This window comes from Streptomyces luteoverticillatus (genome assembly GCF_003970715.1).
In the GTDB taxonomy this organism is placed as follows: Bacteria; Actinomycetota; Actinomycetes; order Streptomycetales; family Streptomycetaceae; genus Streptomyces; species Streptomyces abikoensis.
Genome location: NZ_CP034587.1, coordinates 6,766,778 through 6,792,088, shown reverse-complemented (window position 1 = coordinate 6,792,088; position 25,311 = coordinate 6,766,778). Strand labels below are relative to the sequence as shown.

At 74.2% G+C, this 25,311-nt stretch carries 23 protein-coding genes; 10 read left to right on the top strand and 13 right to left on the bottom strand.

Translation table 11 applies throughout. The features are described from left to right. Nucleotides 1-15 precede the first annotated feature (15 nt). Genes EKH77_RS30135 through EKH77_RS30120 form a run of 4 tightly spaced genes read left to right on the top strand, consistent with a single transcriptional unit; the run spans nucleotide 16 to nucleotide 3,939 of the window. Nucleotides 16-954: an ABC transporter permease gene (locus tag EKH77_RS30135; protein ID WP_126917395.1), complete on the top strand. Its 939-nt coding sequence runs from the start codon at nucleotides 16-18 to the stop codon at nucleotides 952-954. After that, nucleotides 951-1,937, top strand: a complete 987-nt coding sequence (locus EKH77_RS30130) for an ABC transporter permease (protein ID WP_126917394.1) — start codon at nucleotides 951-953, stop codon at nucleotides 1,935-1,937. The genes EKH77_RS30135 and EKH77_RS30130 overlap by 4 nt, the downstream gene beginning before the upstream one ends. Next, complete coding sequence (locus EKH77_RS30125) at nucleotides 1,937-2,956, top strand: ABC transporter ATP-binding protein (RefSeq protein WP_126917393.1); 1,020 nt, start codon at nucleotides 1,937-1,939, stop codon at nucleotides 2,954-2,956. Before EKH77_RS30130 ends, EKH77_RS30125 begins: the two co-directional genes overlap by 1 nt. Then, entirely contained in the window at nucleotides 2,953-3,939 is a 987-nt protein-coding gene (locus EKH77_RS30120; protein ID WP_126917392.1) for an ABC transporter ATP-binding protein, read from the top strand. Before EKH77_RS30125 ends, EKH77_RS30120 begins: the two co-directional genes overlap by 4 nt. A 144-nt stretch (nucleotides 3,940-4,083) precedes the next feature. Here EKH77_RS30120 and EKH77_RS30115 read toward each other — a convergent pair whose 3' ends face one another. Beyond that, nucleotides 4,084-5,268 carry a M6 family metalloprotease domain-containing protein gene (locus tag EKH77_RS30115; RefSeq protein ID WP_126917391.1) on the bottom strand — a complete coding sequence of 395 codons (1,185 nt, stop codon included), beginning with the start codon at nucleotides 5,266-5,268 and terminating at the stop codon, nucleotides 4,084-4,086. Nucleotides 5,269-5,617: 349 nt separating this feature from the next. Between EKH77_RS30115 and EKH77_RS30110 the strand changes: the two genes are divergently transcribed. The 3 genes from EKH77_RS30110 (at nucleotide 5,618) to EKH77_RS30100 (ending at nucleotide 8,890) form a co-directional block, all read left to right on the top strand. Next, nucleotides 5,618-7,978: a collagenase gene (locus EKH77_RS30110; RefSeq protein ID WP_126917390.1), complete on the top strand. Its 2,361-nt coding sequence runs from the start codon at nucleotides 5,618-5,620 to the stop codon at nucleotides 7,976-7,978. A gap of 120 nt (nucleotides 7,979-8,098) precedes the next feature. Next, nucleotides 8,099-8,545, top strand: coding sequence for a nitroreductase family deazaflavin-dependent oxidoreductase (locus EKH77_RS30105; RefSeq protein ID WP_126917389.1), 447 nt, complete (start codon nucleotides 8,099-8,101; stop codon nucleotides 8,543-8,545). A gap of 96 nt (nucleotides 8,546-8,641) precedes the next feature. Next, nucleotides 8,642-8,890, top strand: coding sequence for a DUF5133 domain-containing protein (locus EKH77_RS30100; protein ID WP_126917388.1), 249 nt, complete (start codon nucleotides 8,642-8,644; stop codon nucleotides 8,888-8,890). A gap of 33 nt (nucleotides 8,891-8,923) precedes the next feature. Here the strand turns inward: EKH77_RS30100 and EKH77_RS30095 are convergent, their stop codons facing one another. From EKH77_RS30095 to EKH77_RS30065, 7 genes are all read right to left on the bottom strand, one after another. Further along, complete coding sequence (locus EKH77_RS30095) at nucleotides 8,924-9,493, bottom strand: hypothetical protein (protein WP_126917387.1); 570 nt, start codon at nucleotides 9,491-9,493, stop codon at nucleotides 8,924-8,926. Between the two features lie 154 nt (nucleotides 9,494-9,647). After that, nucleotides 9,648-10,565: an NAD-dependent epimerase/dehydratase family protein gene (locus tag EKH77_RS34460; protein ID WP_126917386.1), complete on the bottom strand. Its 918-nt coding sequence runs from the start codon at nucleotides 10,563-10,565 to the stop codon at nucleotides 9,648-9,650. Further along, entirely contained in the window at nucleotides 10,562-11,686 is a 1,125-nt protein-coding gene (locus EKH77_RS34455) for a cytochrome P450 (RefSeq protein ID WP_206279955.1), read from the bottom strand. Before EKH77_RS34455 ends, EKH77_RS34460 begins: the two co-directional genes overlap by 4 nt. Then, complete coding sequence (locus tag EKH77_RS30080; RefSeq protein WP_126917385.1) at nucleotides 11,683-13,188, bottom strand: class I adenylate-forming enzyme family protein; 1,506 nt, start codon at nucleotides 13,186-13,188, stop codon at nucleotides 11,683-11,685. Before EKH77_RS30080 ends, EKH77_RS34455 begins: the two co-directional genes overlap by 4 nt. Beyond that, a complete protein-coding gene (locus tag EKH77_RS30075; protein ID WP_240667610.1) occupies nucleotides 13,188-13,937 on the bottom strand; it encodes a glycosyltransferase family A protein in 750 nt (249 codons plus the stop codon). Before EKH77_RS30075 ends, EKH77_RS30080 begins: the two co-directional genes overlap by 1 nt. Then, nucleotides 13,934-14,977 (bottom strand): 3-oxoacyl-ACP synthase III family protein, encoded by a 1,044-nt coding sequence (locus EKH77_RS30070; protein ID WP_126917384.1) that lies wholly within the window; start codon nucleotides 14,975-14,977, stop codon nucleotides 13,934-13,936. Before EKH77_RS30070 ends, EKH77_RS30075 begins: the two co-directional genes overlap by 4 nt. 120 nt (nucleotides 14,978-15,097) lie before the next feature. Beyond that, nucleotides 15,098-15,916 (bottom strand): hypothetical protein, encoded by an 819-nt coding sequence (locus EKH77_RS30065; protein ID WP_126917383.1) that lies wholly within the window; start codon nucleotides 15,914-15,916, stop codon nucleotides 15,098-15,100. Nucleotides 15,917-16,111: 195 nt separating this feature from the next. Here EKH77_RS30065 and EKH77_RS30060 point away from each other — a divergent pair, with 195 nt between their 5' ends. Next, nucleotides 16,112-17,254: a ricin-type beta-trefoil lectin domain protein gene (locus EKH77_RS30060; protein ID WP_126917382.1), complete on the top strand. Its 1,143-nt coding sequence runs from the start codon at nucleotides 16,112-16,114 to the stop codon at nucleotides 17,252-17,254. Nucleotides 17,255-17,346: 92 nt separating this feature from the next. Here EKH77_RS30060 and EKH77_RS30055 read toward each other — a convergent pair whose 3' ends face one another. Further along, nucleotides 17,347-18,303, bottom strand: coding sequence for a M48 family metalloprotease (locus EKH77_RS30055; RefSeq protein WP_126917381.1), 957 nt, complete (start codon nucleotides 18,301-18,303; stop codon nucleotides 17,347-17,349). Next, nucleotides 18,300-18,683 carry a BlaI/MecI/CopY family transcriptional regulator gene (locus tag EKH77_RS30050; RefSeq protein ID WP_126917380.1) on the bottom strand — a complete coding sequence of 128 codons (384 nt, stop codon included), beginning with the start codon at nucleotides 18,681-18,683 and terminating at the stop codon, nucleotides 18,300-18,302. Before EKH77_RS30050 ends, EKH77_RS30055 begins: the two co-directional genes overlap by 4 nt. Nucleotides 18,684-18,802: 119 nt before the next feature. Here EKH77_RS30050 and EKH77_RS30045 point away from each other — a divergent pair, with 119 nt between their 5' ends. Beyond that, nucleotides 18,803-19,471: a phosphatase PAP2 family protein gene (locus EKH77_RS30045; protein WP_126917379.1), complete on the top strand. Its 669-nt coding sequence runs from the start codon at nucleotides 18,803-18,805 to the stop codon at nucleotides 19,469-19,471. A gap of 62 nt (nucleotides 19,472-19,533) precedes the next feature. Here EKH77_RS30045 and EKH77_RS30040 read toward each other — a convergent pair whose 3' ends face one another. Both EKH77_RS30040 and EKH77_RS30035 read right to left on the bottom strand, forming a co-directional pair. After that, nucleotides 19,534-20,739, bottom strand: coding sequence for a damage-control phosphatase ARMT1 family protein (locus EKH77_RS30040; RefSeq protein WP_240667609.1), 1,206 nt, complete (start codon nucleotides 20,737-20,739; stop codon nucleotides 19,534-19,536). 67 nt (nucleotides 20,740-20,806) lie between these two features. Next, a complete protein-coding gene (locus EKH77_RS30035) occupies nucleotides 20,807-21,982 on the bottom strand; it encodes a L,D-transpeptidase (RefSeq protein ID WP_240667608.1) in 1,176 nt (391 codons plus the stop codon). 302 nt (nucleotides 21,983-22,284) lie between these two features. Between EKH77_RS30035 and EKH77_RS30030 the strand changes: the two genes are divergently transcribed. Beyond that, complete coding sequence (locus EKH77_RS30030; protein ID WP_126917377.1) at nucleotides 22,285-24,117, top strand: hydroxysqualene dehydroxylase; 1,833 nt, start codon at nucleotides 22,285-22,287, stop codon at nucleotides 24,115-24,117. A 9-nt stretch (nucleotides 24,118-24,126) separates the two neighbouring features. Here the strand turns inward: EKH77_RS30030 and EKH77_RS30025 are convergent, their stop codons facing one another. Continuing rightward, on the bottom strand, nucleotides 24,127-25,230 hold the full coding sequence (locus tag EKH77_RS30025; protein WP_126917376.1) for a PLP-dependent aminotransferase family protein: 1,104 nt from the start codon (nucleotides 25,228-25,230) through the stop codon (nucleotides 24,127-24,129). Nucleotides 25,231-25,311 lie beyond the last annotated feature (81 nt).

Here is a 25,311-nt window from a genome sequence, read left to right as displayed (position 1 = left end):
GAGGGCCGACCCGACATGACCACCACCACGACCCCCGTACCGGCCGACGCGCCCGCCGGCAGCGGCCCCTGGCGGCTCGCCCGCGCGGAACTGCTCCGCCGCGCCTCCGTGAAGATCTCACTCGGCGTCATCGCGCTCTTCCTGCTCATGGCGGCGGGCGCCCCGCTGCTGAGCGCGCTGTGCGGCTTCTCGCCCGAGGAGTTCGACAAGACCGCCGTCGACCCCTACCTGGGCGGTACGCCCATCGGCCCGCTCGGCGGCGTCTCCGCCGACCACTGGCTCGGCGTCGAGCCCATCACCGGCCGCGACCTCTTCGCCCGCGTCGTCCACGGCGCCCAGGTCTCACTGCTCATCGCCCTCACCGCCACCGCGATCGTCGTCGCCGCCGGGACGGCGGCCGGCATCGCGGCGGGCTACTTCGGCGGCCGCACCGACGCCGTCCTCTCCCGCCTCATGGACCTCACCATGTCCTTCCCCTCCCTCATCTTCATGATCGCCATGCTGTCGGTGGCGAAAGACGTCAACCGCGTCCTGCTGATGACCGCCGTCATCGGCCTGTTCGGCTGGCCCGGAGTCGCCCGGGTCGTCCGCGGCCAGACCCTCTCGCTCAAGCGCCGCGAGTACGTCGACGCGGCCCGCGTCAGCGGCTCCGGCCCCTGGCGGATCCTCACCCGCGCGATCCTCCCCGGCGTCGCGGGACCCGTCATCGCCTACACCACCCTGATCGTCCCCGGCATGATCGCGACCGAGGCGGCGCTGAGCTACCTGGGCGTCGGGGTCCGCCCGCCCACGCCCTCCTGGGGGCAGATGATCGCCGAGAGCGTCGCCTTCTACGACACCGACCCCATGTACTTCGTCATCCCCAGCACCTGCCTGTTCCTGACGGTGCTCGCCTTCACCCTGCTCGGCGACGCGCTGCGCGACGTCCTCGACCCGAGGAGCGCCCGCACGTGATCCTCTACATCGGCCGCAGGCTCCTCGGCGTCATCGGTGTGCTCGTCGCCATCGCCGCCGTCACCTTCATCATCTTCTACGTCCTGCCCTCCGACCCCGCGGCCGCCGCCTGCGGCAAGTCGTGCAGCGCCGAGCGGCTGACCGCCATCCGCGCCCACATGGGCCTCGACCAGCCCCTGTGGCGGCAGTTCGCGGACTTCGTCACGGGCATCTTCACCGGCCGCACCCTGGGCAGCGGCCGGTACGCCCTCCACTGCGGCTTCCCCTGCCTCGGCTACTCGTACGAGAACTCCGAGGCCGTCTGGGACCTGCTGATGGACCGGCTGCCGGTCTCCGCCTCCCTGGCCGTGGGCGCGGCCGTGCTCTGGCTGCTCCTCGGCCTGGGCGCCGGGGTCACCGCGGCCCTGCGCAAGGACACCCTCACCGACCGCGTCCTCATGGTCGGTGCCGTCGCCGCCGCCTCGCTGCCGGTCTACTTCACCTCGATGATGCTGATCTACGCCCTGATCCGCACGGCCGGGCTGCTCCCCTACCCGCAGTACGTGTCCCTCGGCGACGACCCCGTCCACTGGGCGTCGAACCTGCTCCTGCCATGGCTGGCCCTGGCCGTCCTGTACGCCGCCATGTACGCCCGCCAGAGCCGCGGTTCGATGATCGAGACGATGGCGGAGCCGTACATCCGCACCGCCCGAGCCAAGGGCCTCCCGCGCCGCACCGTCGTCGTCAAGCACGGGCTGCGCGCGGGCATGACCCCGATCCTCACCCTCTTCGGCATGGACCTGGGCGGGCTCCTCGCGGGCGCGGTCATCACCGAGTCCATCTTCGGGCTCCCGGGGATCGGCCGGCTCTTCTACGGCGCGCTGTCCACCGGCGACCAGCCGGTCGTCCTCGGCGTCACGCTGCTGGCCGCCGCCTTCATCGTCGTCGCCAATCTGGCCGTCGACCTGCTCTACGCCGTCGTCGACCCGCGAGTGAGGTACTGATGACCGCCGACGCGCCCTTGTTGACCGTCACGGACCTGACCGTCACCTTCCCCACCCGGCACGGGCCCGTACGGGCCGTGGACTCCCTCGGCTTCTCGGTACGACGCGGCCGTACCCTCGGCATCGTCGGCGAGTCCGGCTCCGGCAAGTCCGTCACCTCCCTGGCCGTGCTGGGCCTCCACACCTCCGCCGAGGTCACCGGCTCGATCGTCCTCGACGGCCGCGAGCTGGTCGGACTGCCCGAACGCGAACTGAACCGGCTGCGCGGACGGCGGATGGCGATGATCTTCCAGGACCCGCTCTCCAGCCTCCACCCCTACTACACCGTCGGCGAGCAGATAGCCGAACACCACCGCGTCCACTTCGGCTCGGGCCGCCGCGCCGCCCGCAGACGGGCCGTCGAGACGCTCGGCGAGGTCGGCATCCCGGAGCCCGCGCGCCGCGCGGGCGAGTATCCGCACCAGTTCTCCGGCGGGATGCGCCAGCGCGCGATGATCGCCATGGCGCTGGCCTGCGAACCCGACCTGCTCGTCGCCGACGAGCCGACCACCGCCCTCGACGTCACCGTCCAGGCCCAGATCCTGGAGCTGATCGCCCGGCTGCAGCAGGAGCGCGGCCTCGCCGTCGTCCTGATCACCCACGACCTCGGCGTCGTCGCCCGCGTCGCCCAGGACGTGCTGGTGATGTACGGGGGCCGGGTGGCCGAGCACGCTCCCGTCGACGCCCTCTTCGCCGACCCCGCCCACCCCTACACCCGGGGGCTGCTCGACTCCGTCCCCCGTCTCGACGACCCGGACGACGCGCCCCTGCGGGCGATCCCGGGCAGCCCGCCCTCGCTGCTGGCCCCGTCCCCCGGGTGCCCCTTCGCGCCGCGCTGCCCCGTGGCGGCCGCCGCGACGGGCGCCGAACGGCGCCGGTGCGCGGAGACGCGGCCTCCGCTCGTCCGGGACCGGGACCGCCTGACGGCCTGTCACCTTCCCCTGCGCTCCGGCGCCGGCACCCCCGGAGGCGCCCGATGACCACGACCGCCCGTCCCCTGCTCTCCGTCCGGGACCTGACGATGACCTTCCCCGGCCGACGAAGCCGCTCCGCTCCCGTACGGGCCGTCGACGGGGTCTCCTTCGACCTGGCCCCGGGCGAGACCCTGGGCCTGGTCGGGGAGTCCGGCTGCGGCAAGTCCACCACCGGCCGCATGATCGTACGGCTCCTGGAACCGACCTCCGGGTCGATCGCCTACGACGGCCGGGACATCGGCCGGCTGCGGCAACGCGAGCTGAAACCGCTCCGCAAGGAGCTGCAGATGGTCTTCCAGGACCCCCACTCCTCCCTCAACCCGCGCCAGACGGTCGCCCGGATCATCGCCGACCCCCTACTGGTGCGGGGCGCCTCGGCGGCGGACGCCCGCCGACGGGCCGTGGAACTGATGGAGCTGGTGGGGCTCATCCCCGAGCACGTCGACCGCTATCCGCACGAGTTCTCCGGCGGCCAGGCCCAGCGCATCGGCATCGCCCGCGCGCTCGCCACCGGCCCCCGCCTGATCGTCGCCGACGAGCCGGTCTCGGCCCTCGACGTCTCCGTGCAGGCCCAGATCGTCAACCTCATCGAACGGCTGCGGCGGGAGCTCGGCATCGCCTGCCTCTTCATCGCCCACGACCTGTCCGTGGTGAAGCGGGTGTGCGACCGGGTCGCCGTCATGTACCTGGGGCGGATCGTGGAGATCGGGGCCAAGGAGCTGCTGTACACGGCCCCGGCCCACCCCTACACACGGGCCCTGCTCTCGGCGGTGCCCCTGCCGGACCCGGCGGCGGAACGGACGCGCGAGCGGATCACCCTGCTCGGCGACCCCCCGAGCCCGGCCGCGCCCCCACCCGGCTGTACGTTCCACCCGCGCTGCCCCGCCGCGCGGGACATCTGCCGGAGCGAGGCGCCGGCGCTGCGCATCGCTGTGCCGGGCGAGGCGCGGCAGGTGGCCTGTCACTTCCCGGCGGTGGAGGCGGTCTGAGCGCTGGGGGCGAGGGGCGGTTCGGCACCGCCGGAACGGTGGACGGTGGCTGAGCACCGTCGCGGCGGGGATTCCTTTCCCCAGGCCCGCCCCTTCCCGTAACCGGGGGCAAGCCCCGGCCCCCGGGGTCTCTCGGAGCGGACGCTACGACTTCGTGACGCGGACCGTGTCGCCAAGGACGTCGGAACGCAGCACGTCGACACGCACTCCGGCCGCGGCGTCGACGAACGACTCGCCCGCCCGGTACGGCGCGTCGTCCAGCGGCCGGCAGCCGCTCGGCGGGGTGGTGCCGGGCCGGGCGTCCATCACCCGGATCGGCCCCTTGCCGGTCGGCACGGACGAGTCGACCTTGTACACCAGCGCACCGGTCGCGCAGGCGCGCGCGTCCGTCCCGGCCGCCCGCCGTGACTCGACGACGTAGGCGGTCGTGGGGCCCGTGCGGACGACGGCCATCTTGACGCCGCCGCCGTGTTCGACGGCGGTCAGGCGGACGGTGTCGCCGCCCCTGGTGGCGCGGCAGACCACCTGGCGGTCCTCGGTCCAGCCGAGTTTCCACGACTGCCAGGCGAAGTACTGCGGCGCCGCGCCACCGATCAGGCCCATCACGTCCCAGCCGCCGGTGAAGCGGTGGGCGTCGTCGCCCGCGTCGAAGGCGTAGAGGTCGGGCAGGCCGAAGGTGTGGGCGGTCTCGTGGCCCACGATCCTGGGCCCCCAGCGCCGGATGTCCTGGCCGAAGGTCACGGCCCATTTCAGCCGGTGGCCGTCGGCGACGACGCCGGGCGTGCCCGGCTCGTGGATGTAGGTGGGCGAGAAGGAGATCGCGGTGGCGTTCCGGGTGGGCACGACGTAGACCATGTCGTACCGCGCGAAGTCCACGTGGGGGTCGGCCGCGGTCACGGCGTCCTTGACGTAGGCCTCGTGGGTCTCGTGGCTCAGCCCCCGGGCGAAGCCGTAGTCGGTGGACGCGTGGGGCATGCGCACCCAGCGCCGGTGCTCGGTGATGGCCGGCCACGCCTTGCCATAGGAGGCCTTCCGCATCCAGTCCGCGCCGGGTGTGACGCCCGCGGCGACCTCGGCCGGGGACTCGGTGGCGGGCGCGTCGGGGAAGTCCACGAAGACCATGGCGACCCGGACCGGGCCGGAGGGGCGCTTGAAGACGGAGTGGTCGGTGTCGTGGCCCTCGTCGGTCCAGCCGGTGGTGCCGGGCAGGGCACAGGCCGACGGCCGGTCGCGCGGCGGCGCGGTCGCCGAGGCGGGTGGTGCGCAGAGGAGGAACAGGGCGGCCATGGCCGGTAGAAGTGCCGGTCGGTGGGAAGGGTTTCCGCTCATGGAATCGCGAACTCCCGTCGTTGGGGCGCGTGATGTTTCGCATAAGAGTGCTGAGGCACATGTCCACGCATCCGCCGGCGGCCCGGGAGGCAGCGCATGCACGGTGACGTGAACGTCACCCCAGGTCAGCGCAGTTGTCGCACTGACTCGCGACATCATCCGAGCCAACGGATTCCTAACTTCCGTTTAACTCCTCCGAAAATCGGTTCGTTCTGAGGGCTTGTCAGTGCCATTTCACATTACTACGTTACACATCACATGCCGCCGCACGGGTCCCCCACGCACCACCCGCAACAGAGCCCACCCGTAACAGAGGCGGCCACTCCACCTCCCACACAGGAGTTCATCGGTGTTCCACTCCACCCTCGTGCGCAGATCCCTGCTGACCACCGCCATCGCGGTGACCCTCTGCGCCACGGCCGTCCAGACCGGCTACGCGGACTCCCCCGCCCCCGCGAGACCCGCCGCCGCCCCCACCGCGGCCGTACGACCCGACGCCGGCACGCCCAACCCCTTCGACGAGGTCACCCGCCTCGCCAAGGCCCCCGAGCAGCGGACGGCGAAGTCCAGCGCGCCCGGCGAACTCACCGACGGACGCGTGCCCGGGCCGCAGGAGGCCAAGGGCGGCAAGGGCGTCGCCAAGGGCGTGGCGAAGCCCGTCGCCCCGCGCGTCAACATCGGCGGCACCAGCGTTCCCTGCACCGTCGACGGCGTCAGCCGGCTCTCGCCCGAGCAGTTCGCCGACTTCCTCATGGACCCGGCCGTCACCGCCGACGGCTGCCTGCGCGACGTCCTGTGGACGTGGGACTCGCGGATGACCCGGGTCTTCTCACGGGAGAACGTCCGGGCCGTCGCCCAGCGCGCCGAGCGCTACGGCTACTGGCACGACGGGAAGAACACCTCCCACGTGCTGGAGATGTTCACCTACCTCCACGCGGCGGCCTACCACGACTTCTCGCACGACGAGATCGACCTCTCCGACGCCACGACCGTCGAGGCCATCCGCCGGGCGGTGTACTACTTCGGCATCGGGCAGCACACGTTCGACGCCACCCGCGTCAACGGCGAGACGCTGCGCGAGGCCCTGTACGCCGCCAGCTCCCCCGGGCTGCGCCAGCACCAACTCCCGCTGATGAAGCGGATCCTGGGCATGTCCGACGCCTCCCACCCCGACACCGCCAAGGACGCGGGCTGGGGCGGCGCCGCGCTCGGCGCGCTGTCCGTGAGCTACCTGGGCGTCAACAACAACGACACCGCCTTCCGGTCGGCCGTCGCCGCCGACCCCGCCTACCGCGCCGCCCTCAAGGCGTTCGCCGGCTACGCCCACCTCAAGGGCACGGACAACGCCTGGGTGGCCCGCGACGCGGTCAACGAATACGGCCGCCTCGGCCAGATCGACGCGCTCAAGGGCGAGGTCACCTCCTCGCTGGGCGGGCTGCTGGACACGGTCGTCCGCTCCTTCGGCCAGGGCAGCGAGCCCTGGGGCAAGGTCGTCAACTGGCTCAACGAGTACGGCGCCTGCAAGCAGTACGGGGTGTGCAAGGCGGACATCGACCGGCGCCTGTTCCCGAACACGTACACCTACGACAACGGCGGCATCAAGGTCCGCACCGCGCTCGACCGGGCCACCGTCGACCGGCTGTACTACGCGAGCAAGCAGGTCAAGGCGCAGTACCACCGCGTTCTCGGCACCGACCAGCCGCTGGCGGACGACACCAACTCCACGCTGAACATCGTCCTGTACGCCTCGCGTTCGGACTACGAGATCTACCACCCGCTGCTGACGGGCATGAGCACCAACAACGGCGGCATCTACATAGAGAACGGCGCCACCTTCTACACGTACGAGCGCCGCGTGCCGCAGGACTCCACGCTGACGCTCGAGGAGCTCTTCCGCCACGAGTACACCCACTACCTCAACGGCCGCTGGGCGGTGCCCGGCAGCTTCGGCGAGGGCCCGTGGTACCAGAACGACCGCACCACGGCCATGGACGAGGGCACGGCCGAGTTCTTCGACGGGTCGACCCGCGGCGAGGGCATACGGGTGCGCAAGTCGCTGGTGCAGGGCATCATCAACGACACGGCGGGCGGCAAGCCGCGCATGACCGTCGACCAGCTGCTGCACGCCGAGTACGACCGCGACGGCTTCCGGTTCTACAACTACGCCGGCACGTTCTTCGAGTACCTGTGGAGCGAGCGGCCGTCGCTGCTGCGGGAGATGTACGGCTACCTGCGCGCGAACGACGTGGCGGGCTTCGACGCCTGGCGAAGCCGCATGGGCCGCGACACGAATGTGCAGCGCGACTACAACGCGTTCCTCGACAAGCAGATCGGCAAGGTCAAGGACCTGTACGTGCCGGCCACCGTCTTCACCCCGGTGAACCGGCTGCAGGACGCCTCGGCGGCCGCCGTCCGCTCGTCCTTCGCCGCCGCGACGGGACAGTCGCCCGACTGCAAGGCGGCGGGCTCCTCCGACCGCCCGCGCTTCGTCTGCACCGGCCGGATCACCGCGAACCTGAGCAGCCCGGGCAACGCCGACCTGGTGTTCAAGGACATGTCGAAGACGATCGACTACTTCGTCCTCGAGCGCACCAAGGCGGGCGCCAACAACTTCGCCGACATGAACTGCTCCTTCGGCAAGGTCGACCTGTGGTCCGACCGTGCCGCGGGCACGGCGGACTTCAGCTGTGAGGGTCCGCTGAGGGGCTGACCCGTCCGGAGCCCCCGGGCCGGTCCTTCGGGGCCGGCCCGGCGGCTTACGGGAATAACCGCGCGGCAGGTGGTATTCCATGGAGGCAGCCGTACGACGAAGAACGAGGGGACGGATGACATGCCACTCAAAGGCGAGTACGAGCCGAGCCCGGCCAAGTGGGTGCGGGACCAGGTCGAACTGATCGAGCGCTCCGGGGGCACCGAGGGGACCACCCTGCAGGGCGTGCCGGTCATCCTCCTGACCACCCGGGGAGCGAAGAGCGGCAAGCTCCGCAAGACGCCGCTGATGCGGGTGGAGCACGAGGGCGCGTACGCCGCCGTCGCCTCGAAGGGCGGCTCCCCCAAGCACCCGGTCTGGTACCACAACCTTGTCGCCGACCCCCGGGTGGAACTGCGGGACGGCACCCTGCTCCAGGACATGACGGCTCGTCAGGTCACCGGCGAGGAGCGGGCCGCGTGGTGGGCGCGGGCCGTCGAGGTGTGGCCGGACTACGCCGAGTACGAGACGAAGACCTCCCGTGAGATCCCCGTCTTCGTCCTGGAGCCCTCCCCCGTCGCGCACTGATCCCCGGCGGCCGGGTGGGAGCCGAGTGGCATGGGACCGGGACGTCCGGGCAGACGCACGAAGAACTGTCGTCCAGATCCGCCCGGAGGAGAATCCATGCTGCTCGCCCACCCTGCCCTGCTCGACGAGCTCGTCCGGCGGTACACAGCGCTCGAGCGCGCACTGGCGTCGGGCGACGAGGACCCCGCGACCCTGCGGCGGCGGGAGGACGTCGTCTACACGCTGTGCGTGTCGACGGGCACCCGCGACATCGACGCGGCGCTGACCGCGGCCCGGCGCCGGCTCGACCGGAGGGATCCGGACGCGGCCGGCGCGCGGGCCGCCCTGCGGCTGCCCGAGGCCTGACAGGCCCGGGCGGCCACAGCAGGCCCGGACGACCTAGCAGGCCCGGACGTACCAGACGGGGCCCCAGTCGCCGTTGACCGGGCCGTAGGGTGCCGGCGGGGTGGTGTAGATCAGCCCGTGGTTCTTGTTGTACATCCGGGCCCGGGTGCCGCTGGACTGGTTGTTCTGCCAGGATCCGCCGCTGTTCCAGCCGTCCGGGATCTCCTGCTGGACGCCGCAGTCGGAGACGTTCCACTGGTCGCCCGAGCGGTTGGCGCCCTTCCAGCCGCAGAAGTACAGGTACGGGCAGGAAGCGGCCACGGCGGTGCGGTCCAGCACGCCGTTCAGCTCGCGCGCGTACGTCTCGCCGGGGACCGTGACCAGGATGGTGCCGCCCTTGACGGCGATCTTGTTGAGCGCGATCCGCCTGCCGCCCGTCGCGTCGACGTACGCGTCGACGCGCTGCCGCAACCCGTCCGCCTGAGCCGCCGTCAGGCCCGCGCGCACGGCCTGGTCCGTGAAGGCGGAGCGGGTGTCGGCGGCGCTGTTCGTCGGCACGATGGCGGCGGACAGTCCGGCGAAGGCCACGGCCGCGGCGAGGGCGGCTCTGTGGGATGTACGCATGGGTCCTCCATCCAAGGGTGGTTGCCCCTGCTGCCTACCGCAGGGGGCGCGTACGTCGCCAGGGCGACGACCGGCCGGGGCGGGCAAACACGCCAGCCGCCCACCAGGGCCCATGCGGCACACCCCGGACGACGGCGGCGGCAAGTCGGCCGGATTACCGACCGGCCACCTCCGCCAGGTAGTCCTCGAGGCCGCGGCGGGGCAGCCAGCCCTGGGCGCGGGCCTTGCCGGTGTCCAGGACGACGGGGTGGGCGAGCTGGTCCACGGCGTAGCGGGAGAGCCCGGCCTCGGCGCCCGGGCGCAGCCGTGCCGCCGCTTCGGCGGCGCGGGCGGCGGACCGGGCCAGGCCGAGGGGCAGGTGGCGGATCCGGGCACGGACGCCGTGGGCCCGCAGCACCCGGCGCAGTGCCGCGTCGCGGTGGTGGGCGACGGCGTCGGCGATGTTGTAGGCGCCCGGCGGCCAGCCGGGGGCGGCGAGCGCGGCGTCGGCGAGGTTCTCCACCGCCGTCAGGCTCAGCGGTACGTCCGGGCCGGGCAGCAGGAGCGTGCCGGCGCGGACGCGGGAGCGAAGCCGGGGCAGCAGGTTGGGGTCGCCCGGTCCGTAGACGGCCCGGGGGCGCAGGACGACCGCCCCGGCGGCCAGGGCGAGGCGTTCGCCGGCGGCCTTGGTGCGGCCGTAGGCGTTGAGCTGGCCGGAGACCGGGTGGTCCTCGCGGACCAGGGAGCGGTCGGCGCGGGGGTCGTAGACGCTGGCGCTGCTGATCCAGACGACGGGTCGCCCGGCGGCCGCGTCCATCAGACGGGCGGTGCCGTCGACGTTGACGGCGCGCATCATGGCCTCGGCGCGGGAGCCGGGGGCGGGGTCGCCGACGGCGGCCGCGCAGTGGACGATCACGTCGGCGCCCGCGAGGCCGGGCGCCTCGCGCGCGGCGTCCCAGGGGACGTGCCGGCCGACGGGGCCGGGGCGGCGTCCCACGCACACCACGTCCGCGAACCGGGCTGCGGCGAGGGCGATGTGGGAGCCGCAGAAGCCGCTTGCCCCGGTGACGGCTATGCGGAGCAAGCGGCTCATGTCGACGCTCCGACCACCAGCGATCTCCAGCCGGGCAGCGCGGCCCGCCGGTCGGCGCGGGCGCGGAGGACGACGGGGCGGTGGGGGGCGAGGGCGTGCAGGAAGTCCTCCAGCTGGGCGGTGGCGAGCCGGGCCCCGGGGCAGGCGTGCGGTCCGGCACCGAAGACGAGCCGGGACAGGGCAGGTTCGGCCGGGTGGTGGCAGTCGGGGTCGTCGGTGTGGGCGCGGACGGCGTGCCGGGCGACGAGCAGCAGCCGGTCGCCGGCCCGCACGGGCCGGCCGCCCAGGGTGCCCGGTCCGGCGGCGACGCGGGGCAGCAGCGGGGACGGCGCGGTGACGCGGAGCAGTTCCCGGGCCAGGGCGGGGCGCGTCGTGTCGTCGGCGGCCAGGTCCCACCAGCCGGCGTCCGCGCACCAGGCGGCGGCGCGGGGCAGTGCGGCGACGACGGTGGTGACGGAGGCGACGGCGAGCATCGCCCGCGCGGCGGCGTCGTCGGAGTGGGCGCCCTCGGCGAGCAGGTCGCTCAGCCGCCGTGCCGCGGCGCCGGTCCGGGAACGGGCCCGGGGGCGGGGCAGGGTGGGGAGGTGTTCCCGTACGGCCGCCGCGGCGGCGTCGGCGGCGGCGTCGGCGAGCCGCACCGGGTCGGCGTCCACGCCCAGCAGTGCGCACGCCGTGACCCCGGCCGTCTCCCGGGCGAGCGCCACGAGGTCGACAGGACGTCCCTCGGCCAGCGGGGCGAGGCCGCGCGTGAGGGTGGCCTGCCACAGCGGGCGGAGGCGGGCGACGCCCGCGGTGGACAGGTCGTCGGCGAGGGCCCGGCGCGCGGCGCGGTGTGCCGCGCCCTGCTGGTCGAACAGCACCCCGCCGGTGGGGGCGTCGCCGGCGCCCAGGGCGGTCCGGGCGGCCTGCCCGGTCGTCCCGGCGGCGGCCCGGTCCAGCGGCAGGCGGGTCAGCGCGTGCCGCAGGGCGTCGGCGTCGTTGACGATCAGGGTGCGGCCGACGCGCAGGACCGGCCTGCGGCGCGCGGCGGCGAGCAGGGTGAACAGGACCGGGTGGCCGGCCCGGTAGACCCGCAGGTCGCGCCTGCGCGCGGCGGCCACGGCGGCCGGACGGGCCGTCACCGCGCCCCGCCCCTCGGGCCCTGGTCCGTCCCGCGCCCCGCGAGGATCGCCGCCGCCTTGCTCGCGGCCGCCGCGCGGTCCGGTTTGCGGGAGCGGCCCGCGAGGGGGACGGTCGTGAGGAGGACGGCGTCGGGGCGGGCCGTGCCCATGCGGGCGAGGGGCGCCGCGAGTGCCTCGCGCAGGGCGCGGGGATCGGTGCCGGGGGCGGGCTGGACGAGGGCGGCGAGTCGTTCGTCGCCGTCCGGCGCGGGGACGCCCACGAGCAGGGCGAGTTCGACGCCGGGAATGTGCAGGGCCGGTTCGTACAGGCCGGGGTAGATGTTCTCGGCGCCGCGCAGGACCATGTCCTTGCGGCGGCCTTCGAGAACGATCCGGCCGCCCGCGTCGAGACGCGCCCGGTCGCCGGTGCGCACCCACGGGTCGGGGTCCTCGCCGAGGTAGCGGTGGCGGGCGGCGGGCCCGGTCAGGAGCAGTTCGCCGTCGGGATGGCGGCGGGCCTCGACGCCCGGCAGCGGGGTGCCCACGAGGTCCCCGTCGCCCGTGAACGCGGCCTTCTCGGCCTGTTCCACGGCGGCGGCCGGGAAGAGTTCCGTCAGCGCGTAGACGCCCCACGCCTCGGCCGCCCCGGCGCGCTTGACGCGTGTGAGCAGTTCGGCGCTCGCGGGCGCCGAGCCCGTCCAGACGCCGCCGGTGAAACGGGCGCCGGCGCCGAGCGCCGCCCGCAGTTGGGGCGGCGTCAGGTAGGTGGACTGGGGGCGGAGCCGGGCGAGTTGGCGGGCGAGGACGCGGGGCGGGCGCGCGGGGAGGGCGACGGGGGCGCCCTGGGCCAGGGACGGTACGAGGACGAAGAAGGTGCCGCCGAGCACGGCCCGTCCGGCGCGGGGCGCGACGAGTTCGGTGACGGCGCGCATGCCCGCCGCGAGGGACGAGCGGGTGTGGACGACGGCGCGCGGGCGGGCGGTCGTGCCGGAGGTGAAGACGATGGCGGCGTCGCCGTCGCCGTCCGGCCGCGCGGGCAGGGCGGTGCGTGGGGCCGTGAGGTCCAGGGGCGCGGCGCAGCCGGGGAGGCGGGGGCCGAGGGTGGCGACGGGGCCGAGCGCGGCGAGGTCGGGCAGGGCGAGGCGGGCGCGGCGGGCCAGGGGCCGGGCCCAGCCGGCGGCGGCCTGGGCGGTGGCGTCGGCGAGGACGAGGGCGGGCCGGGCCAGGGCGAGGCGGGCGCGTAGCACGTCGGGGCCCGCGCCGGGGTCGAGGACGGCGGCGCGCAGGCCCAGCCGGTCGGCGGCGAGGAGGACGGCGAGGGCGCGGGGGCCGGGGCGTACGGCGACGCCGATGGTATCGCCCGCGGTGAGGCCCCGGGCGCGCAGGGCGGCGGCGTAGGCGTCGGCGAGCTCGGCGAGCTCGCCCCGGGTGGCGCGGACGCGGACGGCCCCGGTGCGGGTGGTGGTGAGGACGGCGGGGTGGTGGGGGCTGCGGCGCAGGGTGTGGTCGAGGCGGTCGAGCATCAGCGCGGGTCCTCCCCCAGGTGGCCGCAGCCCTTGTCGAGGTACCAGCGGGCGGTGGCGAGGAGGCCGTAGGCGCGCAGGCGCCGGGTGGAGTTCTCCACGACCATGTCCTCGGCGTGGGTGATGGCCGTGGTGTGGCGGCGGACGCGGTTGAGGAAGGCCCGGTCGGTGGGTGAGGGGCGGCGGGGCATGCCGCCGACGGTGAGGTACAGCCCGGCGGTGATGGCCATGTTGTTGCCGGCGTGCATCCGGTAGGGGGCGAGGTAGCCGTGCCGGCGGGCGTGGGCGGGGCGCAGCCGGCCGAAGGCGGCGGCGAGGGCGACGGCGGTCCGGAAGGCGGCGCGGCCGAGCGGCCCGTGTTCGTCGTGGCGGGCGTCGACGCGGCCGCAGACCAGCCGTGGGCCGGGCCGCCGGGTGAGGGCGGCGCGGGCGGCGGCGGTCCAGCCGGGCCGGGGCAGGCAGTCGGCGTCGGTGCGGGCGAGGTAGGCGGCGCCGTGGTCGATGGCGTGGCGGAAGGCGGTGTCGACGGCGCTGCCGACGCCCTTCTCGGGCTCGTCCAGGACGTGGACGGGGAAGGGGGCGCGGGCGGCGAAGTCCCGGGCGATCCGGCCGGTGGCGTCGGTGGAGGCGTTGTCGACGACGACGAGGGTGAAGTCGCGGTCGTGCTGGGCGGCGAGGGCGCGCAGGGTGTCGCCGATGCGGGCCTCTTCCTGGTGGGCGGGGACGACGACCCACAGTTCGGTGGTCACGCGGCCGCCTCCGACTTCTCCCAGACCATGGTCATGACGCTGATGCCGCCGCCGAGGCCGACGAACAGGACGCGGTCGCCGGGGGCCAGTCGGCCGTGGATCCGGTCGAGCTGGACGCCGAGGGTGGCGCTGGCGATGTTGCCGAGTTCGGGCACGGTGAGGACGAGCTTGTCCTGGGGGACGCCGCTGAGTTCGACGAAGCGTTCCAGGTAGGGCAGGGTCACCTGGTGGACGAGGACGTGGCGGTAGTCGTCCCAGCGCAGGCCGGTGCGGTGGCGTACGCGGTCGAGGACGGCGGTGCCGGTCTTCTCGAACACCTCGCGCAGTTCGCGGCCGTCGCCGTGGAAGTAGGTGTGCTCCTCCGAGCGCGGGTGGCGGGAGCCGCCGCCGAAGATGCCGCCGACGGCCCAGTGCTCGGAGCGGGTCTCGGTGCCGACGTCGAGGATGCCGCCCCGGTCGACCGGCTCGACGACGACGGCGGCGCCGGCGTCCCCGAAGGTGTAGCCGGCGAAGCCGTCTCGGAACTGCCGGGGGCCGGCGGGGGAACGGCGTATCGCGCGGCTGGGGGTCTCGCCGGTGACCACCAGGGCGCGCCGGGCGCGGCCGGCCAGGATCATCGCGCGGGCCGTGTCGATGCCGTTGAGGAAGCTGTTGCAGGCGTTGCTGACGTCGAGGGCGTGGGCGGTGGAGCCGAGGGCGGCCTGGACGATGTGCGCGGTGGCGGGTTCGGCGACGTCGCGGGTCGCGGAGGCGTATATCAGCAGGTCGATGTCGAGCGGGTGGAGACCGGCGGAGTCCAGGGCGCGGCGGGCGGCGCCGAGGGCGAGCGTCGAGGCGTACTCGCCGTCGGCCGCGACGCGGCGGGTGACGATGCCGGTGGTCCGCCGGAAGAGCCCCCGGGGCAGCGGGAGCCCGGCGGCGCGGGCCACCTCCTCCTGCAACCGCTCGGAGGTCAGGGTCCGTTCGGGCAGGTACGACCCGGTGGCGGTGATGCCGGCCCCGCCCCGGGGCCGGCACACGGTCTTGCTGTTCTCGCACATGCCGTCAAGCTTCCGGCGGCTTCGGGGTGGCGGCGTGAGTACGCGTACTCAAGTGCGGCTGAGGAGTTCAGGCAGAACGGTGGGCTCCGCTCTGAGCCGCGGATACCGGGCGTGCGGGGGTCAGTCGCAGCGGGACGTGGCGCACAGCCGCCACTGGGCGGGCCAGTCGGGGGCTCCGCGGCCGGGCGTGTTCTCGGTGATCTGCCAGTAGCGGTCGCGGTTCCACTCGCGGGCGGTCACCTTGAGCCGTTTGTCGGGCAGTTCGGTGACGGTGCTCGGCTGGCTGAGGCCGACGCCGGTCTCGGGCACGGCGCCCATGGGGGCGGGCGGCTGCCAGACGCCGTCGTCGGGCGACTGGGCACGGGACTCCATGGCGCGGCCCGTCGTGCGGGAGGAGGCCATGGCGACGAGGGTGCCGTCGGAGCGGGTGAAGAGCGAGAGGAAGCCGTGGTACGGGAAGGGGGCCAGGCCGAAGCCCTCGGGGGCGGACCAGGCGCCGCCGTCCGGGCCCTGGACGGAGTGGCAGAAGCCGCCGTGGTCGAGCCAGAACAGCTCCAGGCCACCGGCGGCGTTCTCGGTGGCGGTGACGAAGGAGGCCTTGGGGCCGACGGTGCCGGCGCTGACGCGCTCCCAGGTCTCGTAGGCGCCGCCGGGCTCCCGCTGCGCGCGGTGCCAGACGAAGGGCAGGCCCTGGGTGGCGGTGGGGTCGTAGAACACCTGGAACTGGTCGACGCGGCCGTCGGACCGGGTCACGGAGACGGCGTCGCCCGCGGCGCCTCCGGCCACGCCGCGCGCTCCGCCGTCCATGGCGCAGCCGCTCGCGGCGGTCGCCGCGCCGGGCGGCGCCGCCGGGGCCGGCGGCGCGACCGCCAGGGCTCCGGCGCAGGCGAGGGCCAGGGCGACGACGGCACGTAAGGAACCCCTCAGTGATCTCCCCATGGCCAACTCCTACCCCACCGGGTCACTTCACACACCGGTCGCCCACCGGTTCCGATCAACGGAATGTCAAATTCCAGCCAGAGGCGCTACTTTGAGCCCACATCGGGGTCTGTATCGGTGTATGCCCGCACATTTTTGACACGTTTTTGACACCGTTTTTATCCAGCTTTTTTCGCAAAGCGTTAAGGAAGACATATGTCTGGCAGAAGTTCACGCTCGGTGTGGTCGGCCGGTCTCGCCACCGCCACGATGGCGGCGGGACTGTTCGCCGCCGCTCCGGCGGGCGCGGTCACGGGCCCCGAGGCCAAGGACGGCGCCTACGCCTACACCGCCAAGCTCGACATCGGCGAGGGCAAGCGGTCCTGTTCGGCCGCGCTGGTCGACGCGCAGTGGGTCGTCACCGCGGCGAGCTGCTTCACCGACACCGCCCAGCAGGCCACCTCCCTGGCGCACGGCAGGCCGTCCCGCAAGACGACCGCCACCGTCGGCCGCGCCGACCTCGGCACCTCCACCGGCCTCGTCACCGAGGTCGTGGAGCTGGTGCCCCAGGCCGGCCGCGACCTGGTCCTCGCCCGGCTGGCCCAGCCGGCCGCCGGCGTCTCCCCCGTGGCCCTGGCCGCCATCGCGCCCGCCAAGGGCGAGGTCCTCAAGGCCGTCGGCTACGGCCGGACGAAGACCGAGTGGGTGCCCAACAAGGCGCACACCGCCCAGGCCACCGTGGACGGCCTCGCCGCCACCACCGTGAACATCACCGGCAAGAGCCTCGACGACTCGCTGTGCAAGGGCGACACCGGCGCCCCGCTGCTGCGCGAGAAGGACGGCAAGGCCGAGCTGGTCGGCGTCAACGTCGCCTCCTGGCAGGGCGGTTGCCTCGGCGCCGCCACGGGCGAGACCCGCACCGGCGCGGTCGCCACCCGCACCGACGACCTCGGCGACTGGATCCGCACCACCGTCAAGAGCAACACCAACGTGGTGGGCGTCGCCTCGGGCCGCTGCCTGGACGTGCCCAACGACAAGGGCACCACCACTCCGATGGTGTGGGACTGCTGGGGCGGCAACAACCAGAAGTGGACCTACACCGCCGACAAGGAGCTGCGCGTCTTCGGTGACATGTGCCTCGACGCGGCCGGCGGCGGCACGGAGGGCGGCACCCCGCTGATCATCTGGTCCTGCAACGGCGGCAGCAACCAGAAGTGGAACCTCAACGACGACGGCAGCATCTCCGGCGTCCCGTCCAACCTCTGCGTGGACGTCAGCCACGAGGCGACCGAGAACGGCTCCCCGGTCGGCCTCTGGTACTGCAACGGCGGCAACCACCAGAAGTGGAAGCGCGCCTGACCCGGCCCGCGCCGCGTGAACCCGCGCCCCCTGTCCGTCCGGCGCACTCCGGACGGACAGGGGGCGCGACCCTTTTCCCGCGCTCTGCCGGGCTACGGCCCGGGAGGCGCCGCGCTCCCGGCCTGGGCCGTCTCGATGTCCTCGTGGAGATCGGTGGTCGCCTCGGCGGCGGCCGCGCCGGAGACCAGCAGGCACGCCAGCAGCACGGCCGACACGCTCCGCGCCCGGGCGAAGGCGCCCCGCGCCACCGGCGGCGCGGAGAGCAGCGCCGCCACCCGGCGGGGCACCGGCCCCGCCGCCGCCGGCAGCGCCCCGGCCGGGCGGACCCGTCCGGCGGGCGCGGCCGAGGCGACCAGCGCCGCCCGCGCCACGGCCCGGGCCGCCAGCCTGCGGTCGCCGACCGCGACGGCGGCCGCCTCGTCGGCCCACCGCTCCACCTGGAACGCCAGCGGCTCGCGCAGGCCGCGCAGCGCGGGGTGCGCGCAGGCGGCGAGCCGCGCGAGCAGCAGCAGAAGGTGGTGCCGGCCCGTCAGATGGGCCCGTTCGTGCGCCAGCAGCACCGCGCGCTCGTCCGCGTCGAGGCCGCGCAGCATGCCGGCGGTGACCACGACGCCGCCCGGCCGGCCGGGCAGGGCGTAGGCGTCGGCGCCCTCGTCGGGCAGCACGGTGAGGTCGCCCGCGCGGGAGTGCCCGGCGAGCTCCCGGGAGACCCGGGCCCGCGCGGCACGGTGGCCGTGCAGCACCCGGGCGACGGCGACGGCCACCGCCCCGGCGGCCACCGCCGCCACGACACCGACGGGCACGGCCGCCGGCGCGACGCGCTCCAGCAGCGGCACGGACAGATGGCCGAGCGACGCCACCACGGGCAGCCGCAGCACCGCGGCGCCCGCCAGCAGCGCAAGGGCCGCCCCGGACAGGCAGGCGAGGGTGACGGCGGCGGCCACGAGGAGCAGCGCGGCCGGGCGCGGCGGCAGGGCGGCGGCCAGCCGGCGGGCGGCCGGCACGGCGAGGAACGGGATGATCAGCGGCGCCCAGACGGCCCAGGTCACGATCGCTCCCCCGGTTCGGCGGCCTGCTCCAGCAGCTCCCTCAGCACGACCTCGTCGGCCGAGGTGAGACGGGAGACGAAGCGGGCGAGGACGCCCTGCCGGTCGTCGCCCTTGTCCAGCTCGGTGTGCATGCGCTGGGCGGCGAGGGCGGCGCGGTCCTCGACGGCCGGGCTGTAGGCGTAGGCGCGCCCGGCGCGGACCCGGTCGAGGGTGCCCTTGGCGTGGAGCCGGGCCAGGGTGGTGGCGACGGTGGTGCGCGCGAGGGGTTCGGTGAGCGCGGCCTGGACCTCCGGCGGGGTGAGCGGGCGGTCGGCCGCCCAGAGGACGACCAGTACGGCCGCTTCCAGCTCGCCGGCCTGTCGGCGTATGTCCTCGGTCACCGGAACCTTCCTCTCCTCGCGATCGTCTACCGTCATGTAGACCGTCTATCGGAATGTAGACGGTGGCGTGCCCGTGGGGCACGTCCGTCCGTCCCCGATTATGGGAGGCCCCGCGCCCCATGCTCGCACCACCCTCCGCCCTTCCGGCCGCCCCCGTCCCGGCCGCGGCCGCGCCGACGGGCCCCTCGCTCGCCTTCGACGGTTCCACGGTCGACGGCGGCTGGTACACGGACGTCACCCAGCTGGCGCGGCACTCCTCGCCCCTGCTCAACGACGTCATGTCCGCGTGGTCCTCCTACGGCCTCGCCCTGTTCGCGCTGCTGATGCTGGTGGTGTGGTGGCGGGCGCGGCGCGCGGACGCCGCGACGATGGCCCGCGCCCTGGCCGTGCCACTGGTGGTCGTCCTCGTCTACGGCGTGGACATGGTGCTGAAGTCGGTGGTGCGCGAGGTGCGGCCCTGCCGGTCGATCCCCCACAGCTTCACGCTGGAGTCCTGCCCGGCGCCGTCCGACTGGGCCTTCCCCAGCAACCACACGGTCATCGCCTTCTCCGCCGCCACGGCGCTGTGGCTGCTGGACCGGAGGCTGGGGGCGCTCGCCTTCCTGGCGGCCGTGGCGATGGGCTTCTCCCGGATCTGGGTCGGCGCCCACTATCCGCACGACGTCGCCGCCGGCGCGGTGGTGGGCGTGCTGGTCGCCCTGCCCCTGGCGGCGGCCTCCGGCCGGGCGGCGCCCTGGGTGGAGCGCGCCCGGCGCGGCAAGCTCCGTCCACTGCTGGCCGCCGGCTGAGCGAGGCCGAACGAAGGGCGCCACCCCGGAGGGTGGCGCCCTTTCGCGTGCGGTGGCGCCGGTCAGCCGTCCCGGCCGCCCCTGGCGTCGACCTGGACGAGGGCGTGGGTGCCGCTGGTACGCCAGGGCAGCCCGCCGCTCTCCAGCGTGGTCACCGTCGCCTCGTCGAGGCCCGTGATCACATCGGACTTGAGGGTGCGCAGGGCGGCGACGGGCCCCGGGAAGTGGGCCGTCCGCTCGGTGAAGGGCGTGGTGGCCGGCCAGTGCCGGTCGTCGACGAGCCGCCGGTAGTTCAGGTCGCCCTTCATGACGGTCACCGTCGCCGCCGCGAACTCGGCGCGCAGGTCGCCGGGCATCTCGGCGTACGGCAGCGGGGCGCAGAAGAACGGGTGGGCGCGGACCTCGAGTTCCCCGCCGGCCATCGCCCGCCACAGCCGGTCGCCCGTCTCCGCGGCGCTCCTGCCCGGTGCCCGGCGCAGCCGGCGCAGGGCGTCGGCGACGTCGGCCATGGTGGCGTCGGAGACGTAGTAGGGGTGCGGCTTGACGTGGAGGACGGCGCGGCGGGCCCGGCCGCTCCGCAGGAGGTGGTCGAGGAGGACCAGGTCGGGGATGAGCTCCGGGCCGGCGTTGTCCGCGACGAGGTGGACCTCGGCCGGGCGGCCCTCGGGCAGCAGGGACCACAGCAGGGCGCTGTCGTCCGCGACGAGGGCCGGGTCCGCGCCGCCGGCGCCCACGTCGCCGGCGGTGATGCGGAAGCCCAGGTCGGCCCGGTTGCCCCAGAGCGCGGCCCGCAGCAGGGCCGCGCCCCGGGCGGCGGGGTCCGCCTCCTCCAGCCGGTCGAGGACGGCCAGCGCGTCGTCGACCGCCGGGCCGGCGAGTTCCGCGTGCTTGAACGGGGCGAAGGGGTCCACGCCCTGCCACGGGCCGGGGGCGAAGTAGCCGACGGCGTCGAGGAGCCTGCGGTAGAAGTAGCTCTCGGCCCACAGGAACGGCGCGGCGAACCACGAGGTGCCGAGGTGGCCCCGGTCCCAGGCCCGCCACCGCTCGTGGTCGTGGGCGCCGGCGGGCAGCGGCTCGATCACGCCGTCGGCGAGCTCGGCCAGCAGGGCGTCGAGGGCCCGGTGCCCGTCCGGCCCGTAAGGAGAGGCGTCGCGCAGCCGCTGGACGAGGGCGGGGTGGCGCTTGGCCCACACCTCCCACGCGAACGAGCCGGGCTCGTCGCTCCGGATCACGGGGGCGTCGACGGGAGCGTCGTCAGGTGCGGGCACGGCCTTCACTTCTCCTCCCACTTCTCCTCCATGGTGCGGCTGCTCCGCACGGTACCCGGCGGTCGCGTCACTTGAGGGCGCTGCGCTTCTTCCACTGGTCCCAGGTCTCCTGCCAGACCTCGAGGCCGTTGCCGACGTCCGTGATCTTGGTGCTGTCGGTGTTCTTGACCTCGACGGTGGAGCCGATCAGCAGGAAGTCGTAGATCTTCTTGGCGTCGCTCGTGGTCATGCCGAAGCAGCCGTGGCTGTTGTTCTCCACGCCGATGGAGTTGTTCCAGGGCGCGGAGTGGAGGAAGGTGCCGGAGGCGGTCAGGTGGGTGACCCACTTGGAGTCCAGCATCCACTGGTTGCCGTAGCCGATGGTGGCGGAGTCCATGGTCTCGGCGGCGTTCTTGCTGCGCACGGTGTGGATGCCGCCGCGGGTGGGGTCCGTCGGGGAGCCGGCGGAGCCCATGATGTGGCCGACCTCCTTGCCGTCCTCGATCATCGTCAGCTTGTGGGCGGGGACGTCGATGACGGCCTTGCGGTCGGCGCCTATGGAGAAGCCGAAGTCGTAGTTCCGCGCGAACCAGCCTCCCTCGCCGGAGTCGACGCCGGACAGGTTGCCCTTGACGGAGACCTTGGTGCCGGTGGGCCAGTAGTCCTTGGGCCGCCAGTCGATGCGGTCCTGGCCGGACCAGTCCTTGACCCAGCCCCAGGCGCCCTCCACCTTCGGCTGGGTGGTGACGGTCAGGGACTTCTCTATCCCGGCCCGCTTGTCCTTGTCGACGGGGTGGTCGAAGAGGATGGAGACCGGCATGCCCGTGCCGACGGTCGTGCCGTTGCCGGGGGTGTTGGTGAGCTTGTTGACCTTCTCGGCCTGCTCGGTGGTGAAGGTCGCGGAGGCGGTGGACTCCTTGCCCTTGCCGCTCTTGCCGCCCTTGGCCTTGGTGTGGACGGTGTAGGTGGCGCCGGGGCCGGCGTTGCCGTCCGAGGTCCAGGAGGCGCCGTCGCCGGACATCCTGCCCTCGACCTTGTTTCCCTTGGCGTCCTTCACCTCCACCTCGGTGAGCCGCCCGCCGTCGGCCTTCACCGAGATCGGCGAGCCGAGTTTGACGGCCGTGCCGCTCCCCGGCGTGATGGTCACCTTGGCCTCCGCCCCGGCGTCGGCCCCGGAACCGGAGCCCGAGCAGGCGGTGAGGACGAGGGAGCCCATGAGGGCGGAGGCCCACAGGACGGAGCGACGGCCCGTTCCGACGTGCACGTGAATGACCCTTTCTCGCAGCGACAGACACCTCTACAGATGATCTGCACGCTTGTACGGTTGCACGGGGAATCGAAACATTTGCGCGATACAGCCAGTAGGCGGCCGGACGCCCTGTTCGTGCGTCACCTCACGGGACGTCACGGCCTCACAACCTCCGGCCCGAAACCTCCGGCCCGCGTCGACTACCCGATCGACGGATCCCGCGCCGATTCGTTCCCCCGCCCCCGTACCGGACACGTAGCGTCCGGTCGTGAACGGTGTGCGGGGGATGTGCGGGGATCGTCGAGGGGGACGGGGACATGACGACAGCTGACGGGATCGCCACCGGATCCGGGCCGGGCGGCGGACGGCCGCCCCGCCGTGACGTCCTGCGGTACGGGGCGGCGGGCGCGGCCGGGGCCGGCGCCGCCGGCCTCGCCGGGCCCGCCGCCGCGTTCGCCGCCCCGCGCGGCGGCGGGAGCGGGCGGCGCGGCGGCCGCCGGGTGGCCGTGCTGGGCGCGGGCGTCGGCGGGCTGACGGTCGCCCACGAGCTCGCCGAGCGGGGCTTCGAGGTGACCGTGGTCGAGCGCCGCGCCGTCGCCGGCGGCAAGGCCCGGTCCCTGTACGTCCCGCACAGCGGCACCGGAGGCCGCCGCGACCTGCCCGGCGAGCACGGCCACCGAGGGGTCTTCGGCTTCTACCACAACCTCCCGGACACCCTCCGGCGGATCCCGCTGCCCGGCGGCGGCAGCGTCTTCGGCCGGCTCACGCCGGTGACCTGGATCGAGTTCGCCCGCACCGGGAACCGACCGGACATCCCCCTCCCCGTCAGACCCGGCTCGCTCTCGCTGTCCGGCGCGCCGCTGCTGGTCGCCACACTCGGCGGGCTGCTCGCGGAGGGGCTGCGGCTGCCGCCGTGGGAGGCGGCCCACTTCGCCCGGCTGGCCGTGACCCTCTTCACCAGCTGCGACGAGCGCCGGTTCGGCCAGTGGGAACACCTGGCCTGGTGGGACTACATCCAGGCGGACCGCATGTCCGAGGACTATCAAAAGCTGCTCGGCGGCGGGGCGCAGCTGCTCCAGGCCCTGCGGCCCCCGACCGCCAGCACCCGCACCTGCGGCCAGGGCCTGGAGGCCATCTTCTACGACCTGCTCGGGCGCGGCAGCGACGGGCCCGCCGACCGGATCTTCGCCGGGCCCACGAGCGAGGAGTGGATCGGCCCCTGGGTCGCCCATCTGCGCGCCCTGGGCGTCCGGTTCGCCTTCGGCCGGACGGTTACGCGGCTGGAGTGCCGCGCCGGACGCGTCGTCTCCGCGACCGCCCGCGACCACCGGGGCGCGCCGGACCGTATCGACGCCGACTGGTTCGTCGCGGCGGTCCCCGCCGACCGGGCCGTACGGCTGTGGAACGCCGCCCTGCGCGCCGCCGACCCCCGGCTCGCGGCCATGGACGGGCTGCGGCACACCTGGTGCAACGGCGTCCAGTACTTCCTCCGCCGCCCCGCGCCGGTCATCGCCGGGCACATCGTGCACGTCGACTCCCCGTGGAAACTGGTGTCGATCAGCCAGTCGAAGCTCTGGCGCGCGCCGTTCGAGCGGACGTGGGGCGACGGCCAGGTACGGGAGTCGCTGTCCGTGGACATCTCCGACTGGGAGACGCCGGGCATCCTCTACGGCAGGCCCGCCCGGCACTGCACCCGCGAGGAGGTCGCCCGGGAGGTGTGGGCGCAGATGCGCGCCCACCTCGGCCGGGCCGGCCGGTCCGTCCTGGACGACTCCCTGCTGCACTCGTGGTACCTGGACGAGGCGATCACCGAGGGCCCGGACGGGCTGCGCGAGGACGACCCGTACCTCCTCAACAGCACGAGTTCCTGGGAGCTGCGTCCGGACGCCGTGACCGCCGTCGGGAATCTGTTCCTCGCCGCGGACTACGTCCGGACGTACGCCAATGTGGACTTCACCTCGATGGAGACGGCCAACGAGGCGGGCCGGCGGGCGGCCGCCGGGGTGCTGACCGCCGCCGGCGCCTCGGAGGCGCCCGAGGTACGGACGTTCCGGGGGTACGAGGCGCCGGAGTTCGCCGTGCTCAAGCGCGAGGACCGGGAGCGCTGGCGGCGGGGGCTGCCGCACGTCCTGGACACCGGGCGCCGGTGACGGCCGGGGTCAGGCGAGGCGCGCGGTGACGGCGGCCAGCCTCTCGACGCCGGCGGCGAACTCCTCGGGCGTCAGCGCCTGGAAGGGGAGGCGGAGGAAGACCGTGCCGGCGGGCGGGGCGGCCGACCCCGGATAGAAGGCCGAGCCCCGGGTCAGGAGCACGCCGTCCTTCTTCGCCGCCGCCAGGAACGTCTTCTCGTCCGTGGGGACGGGCAGGTGGACGCTGACGTAGTAGCCGCCCTCGGGGACGGCGATCAGCGCGTCCTCCCCGAGGTGCCGTCGGACGGCGGCCACGGCGGCGTCATGACGGGGCTTCAGAAACCGGACGGCCCGCTCGATGTTGCTCGCGGCCAGCCCGGCGGCCAGGCTCCGGGCGGCGACGGCCTGGAGCAGGGGCGCGGGCGAGAGGTAGGTGCCCTCGGCGAGGGCGGCGAGGGCGGTCACCGTGTGGGGCTCGGCGATGACGTAGCCGACGCGCAGCCCGGGGCTGAGGATCTTGCTGAGGGAGCCCACGGTCAGGACGCGCCCGCCGGGCGAGAGCTCGGCGAGCGGGGTGGGGGCGGTCCCCTCGAAGCGCAGTTCCCGGTAGGGGATGTCCTCGACGATGACGAAGCCGTGCTCCTCGGCGAGGCCCACCAGTGCGCGGCGCTTGTCCTCGCTGGTGGTGACGCCGCTGGGGTTCTGGAAGTCGGGGATGACGTAGAGGAAGGCGGGCGTCCGCTCGGCGAGCCGCTCGCGCAGGACATCGAGGTCGAGGCCGTCGTGGCGCAGCGGGATGCCCGTCACCCGGGCGCCGTGGCGCTCGAATATCTGCACGGCGCGGTCGTAGGTGGGGGCCTCGACGTAGACGTCCGGCCCGGTGTCGCGCAAGAGGTGGGCGGCGAGCAGGTCGAGGGCCTGGAGGGAGCCGTTGGTGACGAAGATCCGCTCGGGGTCGGCAGTGTGGAGCTTGGCGAGTTCCTCGCGCAGGGCGAGGTCGCCGGTGTGGTTGCCGATGGGTGCGTACTGGAAGACGTCGTCCGGCTGCTCGGCGAGGACGGCCGCGGCCTGGGCGGCGAGTTCCTGCGCGGGGATGGCCTCGCGCGGGGGGATGCCGCGGGAGAAGGGGAACATGGGTGCCTCCGTAGTCTGTGGCCCCGTAAGGGGCGCGGGGAACTGCGCGACCAGCCACCGACGGCCCGCGGCCGACTGACC